The sequence below is a fragment of the Nonomuraea sp. NPDC050680 genome (assembly GCF_040654555.1).
Taxonomy (GTDB): Bacteria; Actinomycetota; Actinomycetes; order Streptosporangiales; family Streptosporangiaceae; genus Nonomuraea.
On sequence record NZ_JBFAIF010000003.1, the window covers coordinates 316800 to 337504 of the forward strand.

Below are 20705 nucleotides of genomic sequence, written 5' to 3' on the forward strand. Positions count from 1 at the left end.
ATCGCGACGCCGCTCCTGCAGCACGGGACGGCTCAAGTGGTTGCGCTCCCGTGTGCTCCCCACCAGATGAGGGATAGACCGTAGGCTTGGCTCGGCGGACAGTGACGAGGAGATGCCGAATGACAGCTCTACCGGATGACAGTTGGCTTCTCAACATCCGTCCTCAGCCCGCGCTGGTCACCGCCGAGGAGTATGAGGCGCTTCCGGAAGAGATTGCCAAAGCCATCGAGATCGTCGACGGTTACGTGGTCTACTGCGCAGCACCTACGCCAGATCATCAGACCGCCGGTCGGCGGCTGGCCAATGTGCTCGAACGCCATGCCCGCGAGGCGATGGGCAAGGGCCACGAGTGTGTCACCGTGAACAATGATGTGGATCTGCGTCTCAGAGATCTGCCGCTGCTCAACCGGCGACCCGATGTCGCCCTCTATCGGTGCCTGGACCGCGAGCGGGGCGAACGGCTCCGCGCCGAGCACGCGCTGCTCGTCGTGGAGATCGTTTCTCCGGGATCCGAGACACAGGACACGACCGACAAGCTCGGAGAGTACGCCAAGGCCGGCATTCCTCACTACTGGATCGTCCGGCTTGACCGCTCTGGTGTGTCGATCATCGAACGCTATCGGCTGGACCGGGCGGCCATGCTTTACAAGCACATCGGCACGTTCATGAAGGACGAATCGGGTGGCGCTCCCAGTGTCAGCAACCCGATCCCCATGGTGATCGACTGGTCAGAACTGCAGTTCTGAGCAAAGCCGCCAACCTGATCCTTGCCGGGGTCCAGCCTTCCCGATGCATCGAAGAGCGCCTCGACGAGCAGCGGTTACCGGGTCGTCGACCGGCGTCAGCGCGTAGACCCATCGCCCACTGCGCGCAGATATCCGACCAGACCACCAGCGGTAGCACCAGCCGTCGGTCCAGACCACCAGTTCGACCCATACGGACACCAGAGCAAGCCCGTGTCCTTCCTGGATATCGGTTCTGATTCCCAGTGCTGCCAATTCATCGCTCAATCGCTTGGCGGCGCGCGACGGTGTGACCGGTGATTTCCCGTGTGCGTTGATGGGACCGGAACCCATGGAGGCCGGATGCATACTGCAACGCTATGAGCAGGCCAAATAGGCTCGGAAGTGCGATTTTGTGTCACTTCCTGATGGCCTGCAGCGGAAGTGACACGAGCGGTGCCATAACTCAGTATTCAAGTCGCACAAAGTCTGCGAGATCACACATTTCATCGGTGAGAGAGCGCCGCCTGCCGATGATTCCCTTCAGGATGTCTCTGGCATAGCTCTGGCTCGCCATCCACTCCGGGGCATCGTGCCGAACACTCTGCAAGATTTCAAAGGCCTCACTCTGTCGATGCATGCGGCGGTGCGCCTCGGCCACGTCGAGGAGGTGCCGGTTCCGGTTGTTCGAGGTGGGACGCAGGTCGGTGAGGGGGATTGTCTGGGAGAGCTGGAGGACCTTGTCCGGCCGGTCCTCGACCATGGCGTTCTCCACCCGCTTCATCGCTACGGTCACCGGCCCGAAGGTGCGAAGGAAATCATCGCCCGGCGTCAGTTCACGGCCCATGGCCACGGCGGCGGTGCGCGCGAGACGGATTGTGTCGGTCGCCTCCCCTGGCCGGTTGTCACGGATGGCGGCGGCAGAGGCGCGCAGCAGCAGCCAGCCCCAGGCGGACAGCTGGTGCGGTGTCGCGCGGGAGATACGGGGTTCCACGTCCTCGGCCCAGCGCGTCGCCATCTGGCGGGCTTCGTCGAGGCGGCCCTGACGCAGGAGAAGCCAGCATTGTGTGCTGATCGTCGCCGCCGCGTCCAGGGAGTCGTTCATGTCGTCCATGGCCCGGGACAGTGCGAACTCGGCCTCGTCGAACTGGCGTGTCTGAGTCATCAGCCAGCCGACGAGGTGCAGCAGTCTGCCTCGTACGTGACGCTGTGACAGGTCCCCCTCTACCAGCGCGTCCGCGTCCCTGAGCAGCACGGGCAGCACTGCGGCGATCTGTGTGTAGCGATCCTGTTTCCACAGCGGCATCGAGGCTTCCAAGGCATCGCCCAGGCCCTCTCGTGTCGGCGCCTCTGTGGGCTGACCATCGAGTCCGTAGAGCGCCCGCCGTACCGGCGCCCACAGGTCGAGTGTCTCTTCGTCCGCTGACTCAGCGTCCAGCCGGGCCATGAGTGACGTCGTCGGCACCTTGAGGGCCACCGCGACCTTGCGCAGCGTCTCCAGCCGTACGTCTTTTCGCGCGTCCTGTTCCAGCTTGCGGATAAGCGAAGCGGATACGCCGGCGAGATCGGCCAGGCCCTGCTGAGTCAAGCCCCGGCGCTTCCGGACGCTGCGAATGCGTTCGCCTATCGTGGCCATGAATCCATGCTAAAGACGGCACGTTGGGCCGTGCCATGATCGCGAACTTTGGGCCTCCCTGCGCTGTCAAGGGCCGTATTCTAGGCAGCCAAGCGAAGGGCTCTGGTAGACCGCGCAAATGAAGCAGCCGGGTGAAGCGGATTCATGTCCGGTGTGGCCCCACCCCGGGGATGCCTGGTTGAAGCATGAGTTTTGGTACCAACCTCAGCGCGGTCTGGTACCAGGCTCGGAGCTCCAGTCGCCTTGATCACGAACGACGTTTTGGTACCACACTCTCGATGAGCTGGACTGCGTCAGCCTGCCAGTCGGGCGAGGGCCAGTGCGTGTGCCTGGTCGAGGGATTCCGCGGCAGCGCAAGGGACGTCCGGCTGCACACCGGTGCCCTCCCAGTTCGCGCCGGAGACGGGGTTGATGGCACGGCCAGTGGGGACGGTGGCTTCCAGGTGGGGGTGCACGGTCCAGCCCTTGCACGGGTGTGCGCCGCCGCGGGTGGGCTCGCCGACGACAACGGCGCGGCCGAGCTGCTGCAGGTCGTAGGCCAGTTCCTCAGCGGCGGAGAAGGTGCTGTCACTGGACAACACGTACAACGGTTTGCTGCCGCCGAAACACGCGCCAGGAACGTGCGGCAGGCTCCAGGACTGCTCGCTGCGCTCGCCGCTGCGCCAGTACATGGTGTTGAGGTGGGTGCGCTCGTCCAGGAGGTAGCTGCAGACGAAGGCGACGGTGTCCGGGTCGCCGCCCCGGTTGTTGCGAAGGTCCACGATCAGCGCCTGGGCGCGGGAGGCCAGGGTGAGCGCTGCGCTCAGCGGTTCGGCGGCCCACTCCAGCGGAAACAGCATCGGCGCCAGCTCCACCACGGCGACCCCTCTGTCGAGCAACTCCACCCGGGGCGCACCGCCCAGCGAGGTGTCGAAGTCCGGGCGGATGGAGTCCAGGGTTGCCGCGCCCTGTTCGGGGGACACCGGGTCGGCGTGGTGCTTCAGTCTCAGGTGTTTGTCGTCGTTGACGGACTGCAGGTCCGCGGTGACCAGACGGGAGAGTTCCTCGGCACCGTCGACGTCATAGGCGCCCTCGGCGAGGCGTCGTTGTAACAGGTCGGCGAGTTGCTTGGCTATCTCATGGAAAACGTAGTGCTCGGTCAGCAGTCGGGTTGTCTCGTCGATGACAGGGGCGGGCTGAAGGTTCGTCGCAGTCGTCATGGCAGGGAGTAGAGCACTGCCCTCACGAAAACGTCAAAGACGTTCAGACACCTTCGGTATGCGTGATCAGCCTTCCCCACTACTCGTTATATGTCCGGGGTCGTGGCAACGAGTCAGGTTCGCCGCCGGGCGGCGAACCTGCCCCTGGGTCAGTTGCGCGCCTGGTCGGCGGGCTCGGACACGGACGGCTCGGCGACCTGGCGTGTGCCACGCCTGGACTTGAGCAGGCTGGCCACCGTCGTGACGGCGAGCACGGTGACGATGACGGCCAGCGAGATCCAGTTGTTGATCTCAAGGACCCAGGTGACGTGCTCGCCACCGTTGATGAACGGCAGCTCGTTCTCGTGCAGGGCGTGCAGGACGAGTTTCACGCCGATGAAGCCGAGGATGACCGCCAGGCCGTAGGTGAGGTAGACGAGTTTCTCCACCAGCCCGCCGAGCAGGAAATACAACTGTCTCAGCCCCATCAGCGCGAACGCGTTGGCAACGAAGACCAGGTAGGCGTCCTGGGTGATACCGAAGATCGCGGGGATCGAGTCGACCGCGAAGACCAGATCCGCGCCGCCGATGGCGATGATGACGATGAACATCGGGGTCAGCAGGCGGCGGCCGTCCTGTTTGCTGGTCAGCCGTGAGCCGTGGTACTCGTCAGTGACGGGGTACAGCCTGCGCACCAGCCGTACGATGCCGCCGTTGGGGTCGTACTCCTCGTCGTCCTTGCTGTTGAAGGCGAATTTCCACGCGGTGTAGATGAGGATGCCACCGAAGAGCCAGAACACCCAGCTGAAGTGCTGAACGACCTGCGCGCCCACGCCGATGAAGATTCCGCGCATGACGAGCGCCATCATGATCCCGATGAGCAGCACGCGGTGCTGGTGGATCGCGGGCACGGCGAAGTTCGCCATGATGAGCATGAAGATGAACAGGTTGTCGACGCTCAGTGTGTACTCGGTGATGTAGCCGGTGATGTAGGAGGCCGCGTGGTCATCGCCGCCGAAGATCCACACGCCTGCGCCGAAAGCGACGGCACAGCCGATGTAGAAGGCGATCCACCGGGCCGACTCGGCGATCGTGACCTTGTGGGGTCTCCTGTTGACGATGACCAGGTCTAGGAGGATGAGCCCGAGCAGAGCCGCGATGGTGGCCGCCCAAAGCCAGGCGGGCACGGACATAGGTGGGGGCATGAGCGCTCCTCCGACTTGGCGTTGACACGTCCGTCGGAGGTCTTCTCCGCCCGCGGCGTCGCGGACCGACCACGCCGGGCCCCGAGGCGGGTCCGTGATGACGACATGGCCGCGAAGGAGTACTCCCCTCCACTTCGCCTGCGATCATACATACCGAACGCAGTAGCACGGGTTCGTCTTCTACACAGGAGTGAGGTCGCTCTCTTTCGGAGACCGGCTGACGGCGTTGCCCCTCAGCGCCCTCTGGGACAGGTAGCCGTGGCCCGTGCGGGGCGCTCAACGTCCCACCGCGGGCTCGGCCGATCGTCACGGCAGCAGCTAGAACGAGGTTGTGTGGTGGCGGGCGCGGAACTCCGACAAGAGTTCGTCGGTCACCTCAGCGCCGGCCGCCACGGCCGCATGCACCTCGCGGAAGTAGCCCTCGTACCCGGCCGGCGTGTAAAGGCACAAGGCCTGGACCGGCTCGGTGCCGGCGTTGCGGAAGCCGTGCGGGGTGCCGCGCGGCGCGGCGAGCAGGTGCCCGGGGCCGACCGTCACCTCCCCGTCGCCGTGGTGCAGGGTCAGGTCGCCCCGCAGGACGTAGAAATATTCGTCGTGCTCTTGATGTACGTGCGGGCGGGCCCCCATCGCGCCTCCCGCCAGGGTGAACTCCTCGAACGCGAAGCGGCCGCCGGTGTGCTCGCCCGTCAACCGGAAGAAGTGCGCCACCCCAGCCACGTCGATCAGCTCGCCGTCCTCGGGGCGGCGCAGTATGGGGCGCGGCCCCGGCATCTGCTTATCGATCATCTCCGTATTATCGGCTCACGGCGTCAGAGCGGCCCGCACGCGCCGATGAGTTTCGGGCGGGGGAGTGGTCTCCTTCTCGAGACGACGACGAGAAGGGCGGCTTTGGTGGACTTGTACAGCGTTGTGTGCGTACGTGACCTGGCGACATCGCAGAAGTGGTTCGAGGCGTTCTTCGGGCGGCCGGCGGACGAGATCATCGGCGAGGAGCTCCTGTGGCAGGTTGGTGAGAACGCGTGGGTTGTCATCGATGACCGGCACATGCGGGCCGCTCGGGTGGGCGGCACCATGATCACGCTCGGCGTGACCGACCTCGACGACATCCTGGCCCGGCTGGCCGCGTACGGCATCGAGCACGAGCCCGTGGAGACCTACGGCAACGGCGTGCGCCACGTGGAAGTCCTCGACCCGGACGGCAACAGCCTGTCGCTCGCGCAGGCCCCCGCCCAGTAAGGGTCGTCCGGGCCAGGAATGCATCGGCCCGCGCACCCACCGCGACCTCGGACAGGATCAGAGTAGATATCCCCCAGTCCAGTGCGGGTGGGCCTTCTTTGGCGTCGGCCCAGTCGATCACCACCGGCCCCTGGGGCAAGCCGGAGCATAGGCGCGCCGACGAGGCGAGCTGAGCGGTGGTCAGCGGTCCCCGACGTCGGCGGCAAAGCGGTCCCAGGCGGCCTGGCGGGAGATGCCCAGGGCCTGGCCGATCCTGGCCCAGGCCACCCCGCGGTCGCGCAGGATGCGGACCCAGCCCCGCAGGTCGCGCTCGGCCTGCTCGATGGTGAGCGCGTGACGCGGCAGTGAGGCCAGCAGGTCATCGTCCGACATGCCCGGAAGCCACTCGGCCTCCGGATCGGGCCCGCAGTGCACCCGCTGGGGCTCGCTACCCTGCGGCGGGTCGGAGAGCAGCCGGTGAGCCAGCTCAATGCAGGCGTCGCAGATGTAGACACCCGGCCCCGCCACGACCCTCTTGGCCTCCGCGTGGGACTTGCCGCAGAACGAACACCTGGTGGCGACCTCCTCCACCGGCGTCACCCGGCGACGGCCCTTGCTTCGCGTCATCACGACGTCAGCCTGTCCTTGACACCGCGCCGCGTCAAGTACAGGCTGACGGGGCCTAGGGACGTCAAGGACGGGCTGACAAGCCTGAGACGAGAGGAGACGCACCGATGAATCTCGAACGATGCCCGGACGGGCAGGCCATCGAGGCCGCCCGCGGCCTGGCCACGGGCTACACCGAGGAGGAGTACCTGATGCGCGGCACGGCCGCCTCATACGCCGACGAATTGGCCTCGTACGTGACCCGGATCCTGGTACGCAGGCCCGAACACTTCAGCGGCACCGTGGTGGTGGAGTGGTTCAACGTCTCGTCGTACATGGATGCCGGCGTGGAATGGCAGTACATCCACAGCGAGCTGTTGCGGAGTGGCATGGTCTGGGTCGGGGTGTCGGCCCAGTGCTTAGGGGTCACCGGCAGCGTGCATCCCGTGGACGGGCCGGCCCCTGGCGGGCTCAAGGCGTCGAACCCCGAACGGTACGGGATGCTCGACCACCCCGGCGACGACTTCTCCTACGACATCTTCTCCCAGGCCGGGAGGGCCATCCGCGAGCTGTTCCCCGGCGCGCGGCTCATCGCGGCCGGGATGTCGCTGGGTGCCTACATGCTGACCACCTACATCAACGAGGTCGACCCGATCGCCCAGGTGTACGACGGGTTCCTGCCGCACTGCCGCATCGGCATCGCCCCGGCCCTCGTGCCGTCGCGGTGGCCGGCGACGCCAGGTCTCGATGGGACGCCGGTGCCCTTCCGCGCCGACCCGCGGGTGCCGGTGCTCGCCCTGGTGACGGAGACCGATGTGATCACGGCCGGGTACGCGGGGGCCAGGCGGCCCGACGGGCCGAACCTGCGCGTGTGGGAGCTCGCCGGGGCCTCGCACGCCGACACCTACCTCAACACCACCGGCCGCCTCGACCTCACCCACGCCACCCCCGCGGAGCTGGCCGCCGCGCTGACCCCGACCACCCGCGTGATCGGCATGGACCTGCGGCACCTGGCCAACTCCGGCCCCCAGCACCACTACGTCGCCAAGGCCGCAGTCCGACGGCTCGACCAGTGGGTGCGCGAGGACGTTCCGCCGCCGCAAGCTCCCCCGCTGGCCACCGTGCCCGGCCCCGCGCTGGAGCGGGACGACCACGGCAACGCGCTCGGCGGAGTCCGCACGCCCTGGATGGAGGTGCCCACCGCCGTACTGACCGGGGTCAGCCCGGACGACGGCGTCCTGGGCAGGCTCTTCGGCCTGACCGTCCCGTTCTCCCCGGCCATCCTGGACAGCCTGTACGGCGGCAGCCACCTGCCCGCCTTCGAGTCCGCCACCGACGACGCCGTCGCCAAGGGGTTCCTCCTCGCGGACGACGCGCCCGAGATCAAGGCCCTGGCCGCCGCGTCCATGGAGGCCAGGGTGCCCTGAGTCCGGCCGGCCGTCCTCGCCCAGGTGGGTCAGCCGGGAGTGGCGCAGCTGGTGGAGGGTGTAGCCGAGTCCGGACGGGTCGACGCTCGCAGCGGCCTGCTTGAACAGGTACTCGGCAGCTCACAGGACAGGCGAGCGCGGGCGCTTACGGTGTTCACCGCGACGCGTTCTGCGCGATGAGATGAGCCGTGTCGAGGAGACGGCGCAGTCGCATCGGGTCCGGGGCGAGGGCCGTCACCAGGACGGCGGGGCCGACGAGCGGGGTCAGCACAGCGTGTCCTTGTGCCGGGTCGCCGCCGAGCAGGCGGACCTTGGGCGGCTCTTTCTCGAAGGCTGGGTCGACGATGAGGATGTGGCCGACCGCGCGATGACCGGCAATGCCGGCGGGGCCATCCCAGCCGGGTGCGCCTGGGCCGAACACGGTCTGCTGGTCCAGAAGTGGGTGTCCGTCGTGTCGGACAGTGAGGCGAGTGGTCAGTCGGCCCGGCGGCTCGTTGACGCGTCCAAGGACTTGTTCTTCGCGTAGGACGAGTCGCGCGGTGGCGGCGAGGTCGATGCTGCAGGTCTGCCGTAGGTTGCTGCGTGCGGTGGAGATCAGCGGCTTGGGGAGCCAGTGCAGCCGCGCCTGCTCCGCCACCGTCAACCGCACGTCGTAAGTGGCATGCTCGAGTGTGGGGCCACGTAGGGCGACGGTTGCGGCGGCTGAGGTGATGTGCAGGTGGGCGCCTTGCTCGGCGGTGGCTTCGATGCGCAGTCGGTCGCCGCCGAGGGGGGCGCTCATGGCTCCGAGGATGCACACCCGTCCCTCGTCCCCGTGCGAGCGGTTACGGCGCAGTTCGAAGGGGCCGTCACCATCGAGGACGGGGAGTGTGGTGGTGCTTCCCACGCGGGTAGCCCTGATGCGTGCGGTGGCCTGTACGCCCTGGGGCGGGCGCTTGGCTTGTGTCGTTCGAGGTGCCACGGTGGTCATTCGAGGCCTGCGGTCCAGTCGGTGAGGCGTTCGCGGATCCAGTCCGATACGGGTTTGATGCCGCCTTCGGTCTTCAGGGCAGTGAAGACGACGGGGAGGTCGCCGCGCTGGGCTTTGGCGTCGCGGGCCATGCCCTCAAGGTCGACGCCGACGTATGGGGCGAGGTCGGTCTTGTTGATGACGAGAAGGTCGGCGGTGGTGACGCCGGGGCCGCCCTTGCGTGGGATGTCATCGCCGCCCGCGACGTCGATGATGAAGATCTGGGCGTCGACGAGGCCCTTGGAGAAGGTTGCGGTGAGGTTGTCGCCGCCCGATTCGACGAAGATCAGGTTGAGCGGGCCGACCAGATCCTCCAGGTCCTCGACGGCTTCGAGGTTGGCGGAGATGTCGTCGCGGATGGCGGTGTGCGGGCAGGCTCCGGTCTCGACGGCCCTGATGCGCTCGGCAGGCAGTACGGCCTCGCGGAGCAGGAATTCGGCGTCCTCACGGGTGTAGATGTCGTTGGTGACGACGGCGATGGACAACTCATCACGCAACGCGCGGCACAGGGCGGCGACGGTCGCGGTCTTGCCAGTGCCGACCGGCCCGCCCAAGCCGATACGCAGGGCGCGGTGGCCAGCGGAACTGTGGCGCTCGGGAAAGGCGTCGCTGTGGTGGAGGTGCATGGTTGCTCCGGTGGTTGAACGACTGGTGCTGGGTCAGGAGGCGAAGAGGCGTACCGGGCGGGCGGCATGCTGTTCGGCGGTGATGTCGAGCAGCGGGGCTGACACGGCGGGCAACGCGTCGACGCCCTCGGTGAGGACGCATAGTGCGGATTCGACCCCCTGCGCCGCCACGTGATCGATGTCGGCGGCGAGGCGGGCGAGGATGCCGATGGCGTCGAAGGGGTCCAGGCTCAGCAGGCGGACGGTAGCGGTGGCCGGGCCGCTGACGGTCTCGTACGCCGCCGCGCACGCGGCATCCAGCGGGGTCAGACCTGCGGACCGGGCGGTGAGGCCGAGGACGACAGGCTGGTGGGCGCCCCGCGGCCGCGCTGCGGCGAGTGCGTCAAGCTCGGCCGAGGGCCAGGCGGCGCGGGCGGCCCGCATCAGCTGCCGCCCCAGCCTGCGTGCGGTCTGCCGCAGGGCAGGGGCGGGCGTGCGGGCGTCGGCGGCCTCGTCCAGCAGGAGCGGATCGTATCCAGCGGCGGCCGTGGCGGCGAGACCCGCCGCGACCAGACCGCTGGTGTGCAGCCGGCCGCGACAGAACTCCTCCAGGCTCGCCATGTCATGAATGCGACCCGTCGTGACGGCCGGTTCGGCCCCGCCGGAGTGGGCGTGCCCTCCGGCGGGGAATCGACCGTCGGTCAGGACGAGCAGTGCGGCACGGTTCATCTTGCGCGGCTCACCTTTCGTGCACCTTGCAGCGATTTGCAGCCATCAGAAGGCCATCAGAAAGCGATCAGAGGGCGATCAGAAGGCGATCAGAAAAGGAAGTACCGCTGAGCCATCGGCAGTTCGGTGGCATAGTTCCGCTCGACGAGCCGGTCGTCGATCTCCGTCTTCACGTCCTTGGCCGTCGCTCCACCGATTTCCACCTCGAACGTTTCTGGATCGATATGGACCTCAGGGGTGGCGCTGTTCTCCCGCATATCCGCTTTGCGGACACGACGTGTGCTGCGGATGGGCTTGAACTCCTTGCCCAGCTTGAGCCGTTCGGGCAGGCCGCCGTCGATGGCTCGTTCGGTCACGAAGTTGACGGAGTTGGCACGAGGCGCTCGGCCGGTCGCGCCGAACATGGGGCGGGGCAGGACAGGCTGCGGGGTGGGGATGGAGGCGTTGGCATCACCCACCTGCGCATAGGCGATTTGGCCACCCTTGATGACCCGGTGCGCCTTGACGCCGAAGAACTTCGGCTCCCACAGGACCAGGTCGGCGAGCTTGCCAGGCTCGACCGATCCGACCTCGTGGTCGATGCCCTGCGCGATCGCCGGGTTGATGGTGTATTTGGCGACATAGCGGCGGACGCGATGGTTGTCGGCTCCGTCGTCCCCTTCCAGGGCGCCGCGCCGCGCCTTCATGACGTGCGCGGTCTGCCACGTCCGCATGATCATCTCGCCGATGCGCCCCATGGCCTGGGCATCCGACGACATGATCGAGATGGCGCCGAGATCGTGCAGGATGTCCTCGGCGGCCATCGTGGAAGGCCGGATACGCGCCTCCGCGAAGGCCCGGTCCTCCTCCACCTCCGGGTTCAGGTGATGGCAGACCATCACCATGTCAATGTGCTCCTTGACCGTGTTGACGGTGAACGGCCGGGTGGGGTTGGTGGAGGCGGGCAGCACGTTCGGCCGGCTCACCATGGTGATCATGTCCGGGGCGTGGCCGCCGCCGGCGCCCTCGACGTGGAAGACATGGATGGAGTGGTCGCCGATGGCCTCGATGGTGTCGGCGACCACGCCCGCCTCGTTCAACGAGTCGGCATGGAGGGCGAGTTGGACGCCGGTCTCATGGCACACCTCCAGGCAGGTGCGAAGGACGGCGGGGGTGGCTCCCCAGTCTTCGTGGATCTTGAAGCCAAGGACGCCCGCGTCCACCTGGTTATAGAGGGCCTCCCTGGACATGGTGCTGCCCTTGCCGAGCAGTCCGACGTTGACCGGGAAGGAGTCCAGCGCCTCGAATGCCCTGGCGATGTGCCAGGAGCCGGGTGTGACGGTGGTGGCGGTGCTGCCCTCCGCGGGACCCGTGCCCCCACCGATGAGGGTGGTGACGCCGGCCGCGAGCGCCTCGTGGATCTGTTCGGGGCAGATGAAGTGGATGTGGGTGTCGATTCCTCCAGCGGTGAGGATCTTGCCGTTGCCCGCGATGATCTCGGTCTCGGGACCGATGAGGAAGTCCGTGGCCGTCTGGTGGCCGTCGTGGAGAGGGTCCATGGTCTCGTCGTTGTACGCCTTGCCGAGCGCGATGATCCGGCCGTCGCGGATGGCGACGTCGGCCTTGACGACACCCCAGTGGTCCAGAATGACGGCGCCGGTGATGACGGTGTCAGGGGGCTCGGGAGCACCGGACTCTTCGGAGTCGCGCGGCGCGCAGGACTGGCCCATCGATTCACGGATCACCTTGCCGCCGCCGAAGACGACTTCGTTGCCACTACGTCCGGGACCGCCCGACCAGTCCTCGGTGATCTCGATCCGCAGATTGGTGTCCGCCAGGCGGATGCGGTCACCGGCCGTCGGGCCGAACCGATCCGCGTATTCGACCCGAGACAGTGGCTCAGCCATCAAGCTGCCCTCCGACCTCGCCGCGCAGACCTGCGACGATTCGCTTGCCCTCGATAGGCACGAGCTCCGTCTCCTGCGGGATGCCGGGTTCGAAACGCACGGAGCCGCCGGCGGCGATGTGCAGACGCTTGCCGTAGGCGTTGGCGCGGTCGAATTCCAGGCCGGGGTTGACTTCAAAGAAGTGGTAGTGGGAGCCCACCTGGATGGAACGGTCGGCATTGTTGACGACGGTCACGATCGTGACCTCACGGCCCATGTTGAAGTCCACGGAATCGGCGCCTTCCGGATGCTCCACCCTTCCTGGACATACCAGCACCTCCTCACTCGCCTCCGGAAAGGGGTTGTGAATGGTGACCAGCTTGGTGCCGTCGGGGAAGGTGGCCTCAACTTGTACGTTGGGGATCATCTCCGGAACGCCTTCCATGACCTGATCGCGGTTGAGCACATGGCGTCCGGAGGACATGAGCTCGGCGACGGTACGGCCGTCCCGGGCTCCTTCGAGAACGTGCACGGTCAACAGCGCGACCGTCTCCGGGTAGTTGAGTAGAACTCCTCGCGCTCGACGCTTCTCGGCCACGTCCGCAGCCACATGAATCATCAAACGTTCCTGTTCATGCGGAGTCAGATGCATACCTGCCACCTCGCCTTCGCCCTGCCCCGGGCGCTCTCCCCGGGCCACCAATAGTGCGGATACCGATACAACCGGCCTTCAGCTATGGGGCGGCGGCCCTCCAGCAGGAGCCGACGAAACTCACCATCCTGAGCGCCCGCCCCGGCTTGGGTCGCTACCAAGATCCGCGATCAGGCTCCCCGGGCCTCACTCCAGCTAAACGATCTCTTTCGTCAACGCTTGCCCGGCCAGGGTCGCGTACACGGGATGACGAGTTCGGTCTGGCGACAGGGCGCCGAGCGCGGTCCAGGTCAATGAGCTGCCGGCCCATCTGGAGAGGTTCGGCTTTCGCGGGTCGGCATCCGCCCGGCGTAAAGGGTGATCTGCTCTGCCACGCGGATCGGTTTCTGGAGAATGCGGTCGATCAGATGCTTGATCAGGGCTCCAGCAGGCGGCGCGGGCCCGGGCCCTGCTGGGCGAGTGTGTCGCCCGGATTGACCAGCGCGCACTGCTCGAACGACAGGCACCCGCACCCGATGCACTCCGTGAACCGGTCCCGCATCCGTTCCATCCGCTCGATCCGAGCGTTGATCTCCTCGCTCCAGCACTCCGACGCCCTGAGCCAGAACTCCCGCGTCGGCGGGACCCCCTCCGGCAGGAACGCCAGCACGCTCCCGATCACCGACAGCGGTATCCCGACGCTCTGGGACGCGCGGATGAACGCCACCCGCCGCAGCGTGGTGCGGTGATAGCGACGCTGGTTGCCGGTGGTCCGGCGGCTGTCGATGAGCCCCTGCCGCTCGTAGAAGCGCAGCGCGGACGCGGGTACGCCGCTGCGCTCGGACAGCTCACCGATGGTCAGTTCCTTGGCGATCGCTTCGGGCATGCCCCGAGCCTAGCTTGACTTAAACATTGGTTTAAGTACGAGCCTGTCCTCGAACGCCACTGCAGAGGAGACCTCATGACCGATACGACGGCGGCCTGGATCAACCGTCATGCCCACCCGCTCACCACGCTCGATCCAGGGGGCCCGCTCCCCGATCTACGGCCCTTGCGGGACATCGTGCGCGATGCCTCGATCGTCGCTCTCGGCGCCTCGACCCGTCAGGCCCATGAGCTGTCGGTCTCCGCGCATCGGATGGCGCGGTTCCTGGTCGAGGAGTTGGGGTTCCGTTCGCTCGCGCTGGAGGGTGACGACCCGGCCCGCGTCGGGCTCGATGACTACGTCCGTACGGGGAAAGGCGACCCGCGCGCGTCGCTGGCCGACGCGCGGGCCTTCTGGCGGACCGGGGAGATCCTCGACCTGGTCCACTGGATGCGGGCCTACAACGAGGACCATCCTGACGATCCGGTACGGTTCGCCGGCGTGCGGCCCCAGGCCGAGCCGGCCGTCGGCATGACGGCCATCGAGCGGCGGATGGCCGAGGACACGATCTGGTGGCACGAGCGCACCGGAGACAAGATCGTCTATTGGGGTGGCCTCGCGCACACCAGCATCAGCACCGGCCTCCAACGACTCGGCCAGCCCTCGTCTCCCCAGGTCTCCCAAGGATCCGGCCAGCCCTCGTCTCCCCAGATCTCCCAAGGATCCGGCGCGCCCTCATCTCCCCAGGTCTCTCAGGGGTCCGGCTCGCCGTCGTCCCCGGAGGCCGCCGCGTACCGCAACGTGGGCGGGTATCTGCGCGAGCGCTTCGGAACCGGCTACCTGTCGATCGGGCTGACCTTCGGACACGGCACGTTGCCGTTCGAGGTGCCCACCCCACCGGCGGACTTCGCCGAGACGGCCCTGAGCGCCGCCGGCCTGGACGCTTTCCTGCTGGACCTGCGCGTCGAAGGCCCGGCCGCCGTACGGGCCTGGCTCGACACGCCGGCCAGGACGCGGCTCATCGGGCCCCGCTACGACCCGGCGGACGACGCCGCCTACCACCTGTCCGGGGGCTCGTTCGGCGGCTGGTTCGACGCCGTCGTCCATCATGAGCGGGTGACGCCCGTCCGAGAGCCGTAGGCTAGCGTCGGCGCACCATGGTGAGCCCGTCGGCGATCGGCAGAATGACCACGGTGACCCGGGGGTCCTCCCGCACCAGGTCGTTGAACTCACGCATCTGCACGGTCCTCGCGTCCGTCTCGGCCGGGTCGGCCACCCGGCCGCTCCACAGCGTGTTGTCCACCATGAGCAGGCCGCCCGGACGCAGCCGGTCCATCAGCAGCTCGTAGTACGCCGGGTAATTGGGCTTGTCGGCGTCGAGAAAGGCCAGGTCGACGGGCTCCTGGAAGGCGGCAAGCGTCTCGCGTGCCGGGCCCAGGGTCAGGGTGACGCGGTCGGTCACGCCGGCCTTCTCCCAGTAGCGGCGGGCGATGGACGTCCACTCGTCGCTGACGTCGAAGCAGTGCAGCGTGCCGCCGGACAGGCCCCTGGCGATGCACAGGGACGAGTAGCCGGTGAACGTGCCCACCTCGACCGCCACCTCCGGCTGGGTGAGCTGAGTGATCATCGTGAGGAACGTGCCCTGATCGGGCGTGATCTGCATGCCCGCGCTGTCGCCGGTCGCCGCGATCGTCTCGGCGGCGAGCTCCTCCAGCAGGGAGTCGGGCGGGGTGGAACGGTCGAGGATGTACTGGGCCACGGCGGGGTCGAGAAACTCGGCTTTCATGATTTCTATTCTTCATGGGCATGGGACCAGCTCGGGCCACTTGCCGGGCACAATGGGGAAAGTCATAATCCCCCGTGTCTAAAGACATAAAACGTCCGATATGTCAAACAGGTACTCTTACGGGGTGGGTGAAACGGCGACCTCGGCGAGGGGCCTAGGGGCGACCGGAAAGGCTGCTCCGCGCGGGCGTATCGCCAAACGAGAAGCGATCTTGACCGCTGCAATGAGGGTGTTCGTCCGAGACGGTTACTCGGGTGCGAGCATCGAAACCATCGCCGCTGAAGCGGCGGTATCCAAACAGACCATCTACAACCATCTGGGCGACAAGCAGCGCTTGTTCGAGTCCCTGATCGACGAGAACTTCGATCGGGTCAATGCCCAGCAATTCGCCATGATCGAGACTTTTCCCGATCGACCGGCGAACCTCATGGCGGAGCTGACGGCGTTCGCCGGTGCTCTCATGCGTGACTGTCTCATGGACGAGCGGGCGCGCGCCTTGCGCACACTCGTCCAGGCAGAGGGATCTCGGCGTCCCGACATCGCCAGGCAGTGGCGGCAGCGTGGTCAGGGGCAGCTCGCGGGGTCCCTGGCCGCCAGGTTCGCCAGGCTGGCGCTGGCGGGGAAGCTCTCCCTGGCCGACCCCGATCAGGCGGCTCGCGACTTCCTGGCGTTGATCACGTATGACGCCCAGGTCGGCTGGACCATCGGTGACGCTTCGATGCGAGACGACGAGCTCGACGCCTCCATCGCCGCCGGGGTCCGGACGTTCATGCGCGCGTACGGCAACGGGAACGGCAACGCCAACGGGAACGGCAACGCCAACGGGAACGGTCATCACAACGGCAACCACAACGGAAACGGCAACGGCTCGGCTGGAGGCTGACAGACGCCCGCCCTTGCTCTTCGGGTAAGGTCTCGGCGATCAATGAGCTAAGGGCGGGCAAAATGAACAAAAGGGTGACGGCTGTGGTGGCCGTGGGCGTGGCGCTCGTCGTGCTGCTGACTGTCGTGGCGTTCTCCGAGCCCGGCACGACGGCGGCGCAGGGAGTGCGGCTCACCCGGCAGCCCGACGGTTCCATGGTGCTCGCGGACAGGGGCGGTGACGCCCCTGTCCTCGACCTCTACGAGGACTTCGACTGTCCGGTCTGCAAGGAGCTGCACACCAGGGTCAACGCGACGATCGAGCGGCTGGCCAAGGAGGGCAAGGTCAAGGTCGTCTTCCATCCGGTGACGGTCTTCGAGGACGAGCCCATGCGGTCCAACTCCGTCCGCGCCGCCGCCGCCGCCCGCTGCGTGCCCGAGGAGAGCTGGCTGGCGTTCAGGGAGGAGCTGTACGCGATGCAGCCCTCGCCGCACGGGCTGGCCTCGGGCTTCGACGTACAGGCGCTGGCCAAGGCGGCCAGGAAGGTCGGCGCGGACGTCGACCAGTGCGTGATCTCGCAGTCGTACGCCGACGCGCACCTGCAGGAGAGCGCGAAGGCGGGGATCGACGGGACGCCGACCCTGCTCCTCGACGGCGAGGTGCTGGGCAACGAGGCCTTCGACCCGGCCACCCTGGAGCGGGCCATCACCGGTGGATCAGGCGTCACTGTCTGAGGGCGTTCACTGTCTGAGGGCGTCACTGTCTGAAGCGTCCCAAGGGTTGAGATCGATGTGCCGACCAGTGGATAGATGTGGCAGACTCACAAGCACCATGTTCTACGGTCTGCTCATTATCAGCAGGCGCGCTGGCTGACAAAGGGACACCGCCAGCGCGCAGACCTCTCACGTCCGTGAGGGGTCTTTTTGTTTTCCAGGGAGACGACACCATGGCCGACGACCGCTTTCACGTCTATGACACGACGCTGCGTGATGGCGCCCAGCAGGAGGGTCTCACCCTCACCGTCGCCGACAAGCTCGCCGTCGCGCGGCATCTGGACGGCCTGGGTGTCGGCTTCATCGAAGGGGGCTGGCCTGGCGCCAACCCCAAGGACACAGAGTTCTTCAGGCGCGCTCAAACAGAGCTCGACCTGAAGCACACGCAGCTCGCCGCGTTCGGTGCGACCCGCCGAGCAGGTGTGAAGGCAGCCGACGACCCGTTGGTGGCCGCCTTGCGCGAATCCGGCGCGCCGGTCGTGACCCTTGTCGCCAAGAGCCACGACCGGCACGTGGAGCTGGCCCTCCGCACGACTCTCCAGGAGAACCTCGCGATGATCCGCGACACGGTCTCCCACCTCCGTGCGGGGGGACAGCGAGTCTTCCTCGACGCCGAGCACTTCTTCGACGGCTACAAGTCCAACCCAGCCTACGCGCTCGAGGTCCTGCGCACCGCGGCCGAGGCGGGCGCCGACGTCATCGCCCTGTGCGACACCAACGGCGGCATGCTCCCCGACGAGCTGGCCGACATCGTCCACGTCGCCGCCCAGACCAGCGCCCGCGTCGGCATCCACTGCCACGACGACACCGGCTGCGCGGTCGCCAACACGCTCGCCGCCGTCAAGGCCGGCGCCACGCACGTGCAGGGCTGCGCCAACGGGTACGGCGAGCGGTCCGGCAACGCCAACCTGTTCACCGTGGTCGCCAACCTCCAGCTCAAGCGGGGCTTCGATCTGGTGCCGCAGGAGTCGCTCGCCGACATGACGCGCATCGCCCACGCGATCACCGAGGTCACCAACGTCACGCCCAACTCCCACGCGCCCTACGTCGGCATGTCGGCGTTCGCGCACAAGGCCGGGCTGCACGCCAGCGCCATCAAGGTCGACCCGAACCTCTACCAGCACATCGACCCCGCCCAGGTCGGAAACGACATGCGCATGCTGGTCTCCGACATGGCCGGCCGCGCCTCGGTCGAGCTCAAGGGCCGCGAGCTGGGCTACGAACTCACCCCCGCGGCCACCAAGACGCTGGTCGGGCGGGTCAAGGACCTGGAGTCGAAGGGCTTCACGTTCGAGGCCGCCGACGCCTCCTTCGAGCTGCTGCTGCGCGACACCGTCCACGGCCGGCGCAGGCGCCACTTCGAGGTCGAGTCGTGGCGGGTGATCGTCGAGCGCACCAAGGGCGGTGAGCTGGTCAGCGAGGCCACGGTCAAGCTGCACGCCAAGGGCGAGCGCATCGTCGCCACCGGCGAGGGCAACGGCCCGGTCAACGCGCTCGACCGGGCGGTACGCCTGGGACTGGAGAAGCTCTACCCCGAGCTGGCCAGGCTGGAGCTCATCGACTACAAGGTGCGCATACTCGAGGGCACCCATGGCACCGACGCCATAACCCGCGTGCTCATCACCTCCAGCGACGACACGGCCGAGTGGTCCACGGTCGGCGTCGCCGAGAACATCATCGACGCCTCCTGGCAGGCGTTGGAGCAGGCGGTGACGTACGGCCTGCTCCGGGCGGGCCGCGAAGCGGGCTAACCGCGCGACCCGGCCCGGCCGAGAAACCGGGCCCGAGCAGACCCGGCCGAGAAACCGAGCCCGAGCAGACCCGGCCGAGCGGCCCGGCTAGAGCAGCTTGGCGGGGAAGGTCAGGCCCTGGACCTTGAGCTTCCCTCCCGAGCAGGACACCTTCGGCGCGTCGGTGTCGGGCACGATGACGGTCAGCAGCGACTTGGCGGCGGGGGAGACGACGACGTTCGTCGGCACCTTGGACAGGTACGTCGGCGACACCCAGCCCAGCTTCCCGCCCCGCTGCACCTGCTGCCCGCCCACCGGCTTGCACCCCGCCAGCTGGACCATCGTGACCCGGTACTTCCCGTCGCCCAGCACGACCCGGCCGCCGCCGTTGGAGATCACCTTGAGCGACGGCGCGAACCGCCACAGGTTCTTGACCTTCTTGCCGCCGGACGCGGTGTCGAGCACCGCCATCACGTTCTGGTCGTGGTTCACCAGCACTGATCGGGTACGGGAGGTGCCATAGGCCGTGTCGGTCAGCCGGAAGGCTTGCCGGTCCTTGCCGTACGAGGACTTGATGAGCTTGCTGGCCGTGCGCGGCCGGAAGCGTCCGCCCACCACGGACGGCACGTTGTGGGCCTCGGGGGAGAGCGTCCAGTAGCGGTAGGAGCTCTTCTCGTAGGAGTTGAAGCCGCCGTCGACGAGGATGTCGCGGCCCTGGGCGTAGTAGGTCACGCTCAGGTGGTCCTCGTGGCCGTGGAACTTCAGGCCGGGGCCGAACCTGATCGAGTAGAAGGCGGATTCTGGCTTGCCCCAGTCGGTCCGGCCGTACACGTAACCGGCCTTGTAGACCTTGACCTTCTCCTTGGGCGTGCCGGTCTCGATCTTGGGCTCGACCTCGGCGCTGCCGTCGCCGATCGGCACCATGAAGCCGTTGGGCTGGGTGGAGTGGGCCACGAACGTCTTGAGCGCGTCGGCCCGCCTGGTGATCTCGCCGGGCACCTTGCGGCCGCAGTCCTTCATGTTGGTCATCGCGACCATGAGCCTGCTGTGCACGTAGACGGCGTAGCGCGGCGCCTGCTCCATGAGCGCGCCCTGGGAGTCGACGTCGAGCTTGACCGTGCCGGTCAGCCGCTTGACGGCCAGGCTCAGCCAGTCCTTGCGGTCGTAGCGGCAGGCGATGCCCATGAGCGCGATGTCCTGGTCGATCCCGTGGTTGTGGCCCTTCTTGTAGAGCCGCGAGTCGGTCAGGAGCTTGCCGTGCTCGGCCAGCGTCTGCTTGAGCCAGGCGTCCTTCACGTGCATGCTCAGGCAGACCAGTGCCTGGGAGCGGAGCGAGACGGGGTGGTCCTTCCAGGCGTACGACGGGGTGCCGCGGGCGCCGCGCCTGTTGCTCTCGGCCCAGTCCTTGGTGATCTCTACGGCCCGGTCGAGGTAACGCTCCTCGCCGCTGTTCTCGTACGCCACGACGAGCGTGCCCATCCACCGCAGCGACTGGAAGACGAACTCCCACGAACGGTTGTGGTACGGGCTCATGCTCCAGTTGATCTTCTTGCCGATCTTCACCGGAGGCTGCTCGACCAGGGGAAGCTCACCCCGCATGACCTCGTCCGCAGTCGGCGTGCCGGGCAGCCAGTCGCCCTGGCACTGCGAGGTGCGCTTCACCGACGTGTCGGCGTACGCGGTGCTCACCAGCCCGGCGGAAACGAGCATGAGAGCGAGGGGGATCGCAAGGCGGCGCACGCCGGTTCCTTCCGGGCAAAAAGATGGGGGCGGAACATGCTGACCGAATCACGATCAACTGGTCAAGTTGGGTGCCGGATCGTTAGCGGCTCGATGCGGCTCGGTTTCCGGACCGGTCATT

20 protein-coding genes are annotated in these 20705 nt (G+C 67.3%); 7 read left to right on the plus strand and 13 right to left on the minus strand.

Annotated elements, in window-relative coordinates; all coding sequences use genetic code 11:
- Positions 1-119: 119 nt before the first annotated feature.
- Entirely contained in the window at positions 120-746 is a 627-nt protein-coding gene (locus tag AB0H88_RS12615; protein WP_357643658.1) for a Uma2 family endonuclease, read from the plus strand.
- Between the two features lie 442 nt (positions 747-1188).
- Here AB0H88_RS12615 and AB0H88_RS12620 read toward each other — a convergent pair whose 3' ends face one another.
- The 4 genes from AB0H88_RS12620 to AB0H88_RS12635 all read right to left on the minus strand — a co-directional run bounded on the left by AB0H88_RS12620 (position 1189) and on the right by AB0H88_RS12635 (position 5527).
- Positions 1189-2358 carry a helix-turn-helix domain-containing protein gene (locus tag AB0H88_RS12620; RefSeq protein WP_357643660.1) on the minus strand — a complete coding sequence of 390 codons (1170 nt, stop codon included), beginning with the start codon at positions 2356-2358 and terminating at the stop codon, positions 1189-1191.
- A 293-nt stretch (positions 2359-2651) separates the two neighbouring features.
- Positions 2652-3557 (minus strand): S41 family peptidase, encoded by a 906-nt coding sequence (locus tag AB0H88_RS12625; protein WP_357643662.1) that lies wholly within the window; start codon positions 3555-3557, stop codon positions 2652-2654.
- Between the two features lie 149 nt (positions 3558-3706).
- Entirely contained in the window at positions 3707-4741 is a 1035-nt protein-coding gene (locus tag AB0H88_RS12630) for a TerC family protein (RefSeq protein ID WP_357643664.1), read from the minus strand.
- A 318-nt stretch (positions 4742-5059) separates the two neighbouring features.
- Complete coding sequence (locus tag AB0H88_RS12635; protein WP_357643666.1) at positions 5060-5527, minus strand: cupin domain-containing protein; 468 nt, start codon at positions 5525-5527, stop codon at positions 5060-5062.
- Positions 5528-5632: 105 nt separating this feature from the next.
- On the opposite strand from AB0H88_RS12635, the gene AB0H88_RS12640 reads away from it, so the two are divergent.
- The gene (locus AB0H88_RS12640) at positions 5633-5977 is read left to right on the plus strand and encodes a VOC family protein (protein WP_357643667.1); all 345 of its coding nucleotides are present in this window, start codon (positions 5633-5635) and stop codon (positions 5975-5977) included.
- Between the two features lie 180 nt (positions 5978-6157).
- On the opposite strand, the gene AB0H88_RS12645 is transcribed toward AB0H88_RS12640, so the two are convergent.
- Complete coding sequence (locus AB0H88_RS12645) at positions 6158-6583, minus strand: ClpX C4-type zinc finger protein (RefSeq protein WP_357644756.1); 426 nt, start codon at positions 6581-6583, stop codon at positions 6158-6160.
- A 107-nt stretch (positions 6584-6690) separates the two neighbouring features.
- Between AB0H88_RS12645 and AB0H88_RS12650 the strand changes: the two genes are divergently transcribed.
- The gene (locus AB0H88_RS12650) at positions 6691-7989 is read left to right on the plus strand and encodes an alpha/beta hydrolase domain-containing protein (RefSeq protein WP_357643669.1); all 1299 of its coding nucleotides are present in this window, start codon (positions 6691-6693) and stop codon (positions 7987-7989) included.
- 154 nt (positions 7990-8143) lie between these two features.
- On the opposite strand, the gene AB0H88_RS12655 is transcribed toward AB0H88_RS12650, so the two are convergent.
- The 6 genes from AB0H88_RS12655 to soxR form a co-directional block, all read right to left on the minus strand.
- Complete coding sequence (locus tag AB0H88_RS12655; RefSeq protein WP_357643671.1) at positions 8144-8959, minus strand: urease accessory protein UreD; 816 nt, start codon at positions 8957-8959, stop codon at positions 8144-8146.
- A complete protein-coding gene (gene ureG / locus AB0H88_RS12660) occupies positions 8956-9624 on the minus strand; it encodes an urease accessory protein UreG (RefSeq protein ID WP_357643673.1) in 669 nt (222 codons plus the stop codon). The genes AB0H88_RS12655 and ureG overlap by 4 nt, the downstream gene beginning before the upstream one ends.
- Positions 9625-9657: 33 nt before the next feature.
- A complete protein-coding gene (locus AB0H88_RS12665; RefSeq protein WP_357643675.1) occupies positions 9658-10332 on the minus strand; it encodes an urease accessory UreF family protein in 675 nt (224 codons plus the stop codon).
- Positions 10333-10421: 89 nt separating this feature from the next.
- Entirely contained in the window at positions 10422-12218 is a 1797-nt protein-coding gene (locus AB0H88_RS12670) for an urease subunit alpha (RefSeq protein WP_357643677.1), read from the minus strand.
- Positions 12211-12849 carry an urease subunit gamma gene (locus AB0H88_RS12675; protein ID WP_357643678.1) on the minus strand — a complete coding sequence of 213 codons (639 nt, stop codon included), beginning with the start codon at positions 12847-12849 and terminating at the stop codon, positions 12211-12213. Before AB0H88_RS12675 ends, AB0H88_RS12670 begins: the two co-directional genes overlap by 8 nt.
- A gap of 415 nt (positions 12850-13264) precedes the next feature.
- A complete protein-coding gene (gene soxR, locus AB0H88_RS12680) occupies positions 13265-13714 on the minus strand; it encodes a redox-sensitive transcriptional activator SoxR (RefSeq protein WP_357643680.1) in 450 nt (149 codons plus the stop codon).
- Positions 13715-13789: 75 nt separating this feature from the next.
- On the opposite strand from soxR, the gene AB0H88_RS12685 reads away from it, so the two are divergent.
- Positions 13790-14833, plus strand: coding sequence for an erythromycin esterase family protein (locus AB0H88_RS12685; RefSeq protein WP_357643682.1), 1044 nt, complete (start codon positions 13790-13792; stop codon positions 14831-14833).
- Between the two features lies 1 nt (position 14834).
- Here the strand turns inward: AB0H88_RS12685 and AB0H88_RS12690 are convergent, their stop codons facing one another.
- Positions 14835-15479, minus strand: a complete 645-nt coding sequence (locus AB0H88_RS12690; protein WP_357643683.1) for an O-methyltransferase — start codon at positions 15477-15479, stop codon at positions 14835-14837.
- Positions 15480-15690: 211 nt separating this feature from the next.
- Between AB0H88_RS12690 and AB0H88_RS12695 the strand changes: the two genes are divergently transcribed.
- From AB0H88_RS12695 to cimA, 3 genes are all read left to right on the plus strand, one after another.
- A complete protein-coding gene (locus AB0H88_RS12695; RefSeq protein WP_357643685.1) occupies positions 15691-16362 on the plus strand; it encodes a TetR/AcrR family transcriptional regulator in 672 nt (223 codons plus the stop codon).
- A 62-nt stretch (positions 16363-16424) separates the two neighbouring features.
- Positions 16425-17075 carry a thioredoxin domain-containing protein gene (locus AB0H88_RS12700; protein WP_357643687.1) on the plus strand — a complete coding sequence of 217 codons (651 nt, stop codon included), beginning with the start codon at positions 16425-16427 and terminating at the stop codon, positions 17073-17075.
- A gap of 212 nt (positions 17076-17287) precedes the next feature.
- Positions 17288-18865 (plus strand): citramalate synthase, encoded by a 1578-nt coding sequence (gene cimA / locus AB0H88_RS12705; RefSeq protein WP_357643689.1) that lies wholly within the window; start codon positions 17288-17290, stop codon positions 18863-18865.
- 87 nt (positions 18866-18952) lie between these two features.
- On the opposite strand, the gene AB0H88_RS12710 is transcribed toward cimA, so the two are convergent.
- Positions 18953-20584, minus strand: a complete 1632-nt coding sequence (locus tag AB0H88_RS12710; RefSeq protein WP_357643691.1) for a heparinase II/III family protein — start codon at positions 20582-20584, stop codon at positions 18953-18955.
- Positions 20585-20705 lie beyond the last annotated feature (121 nt).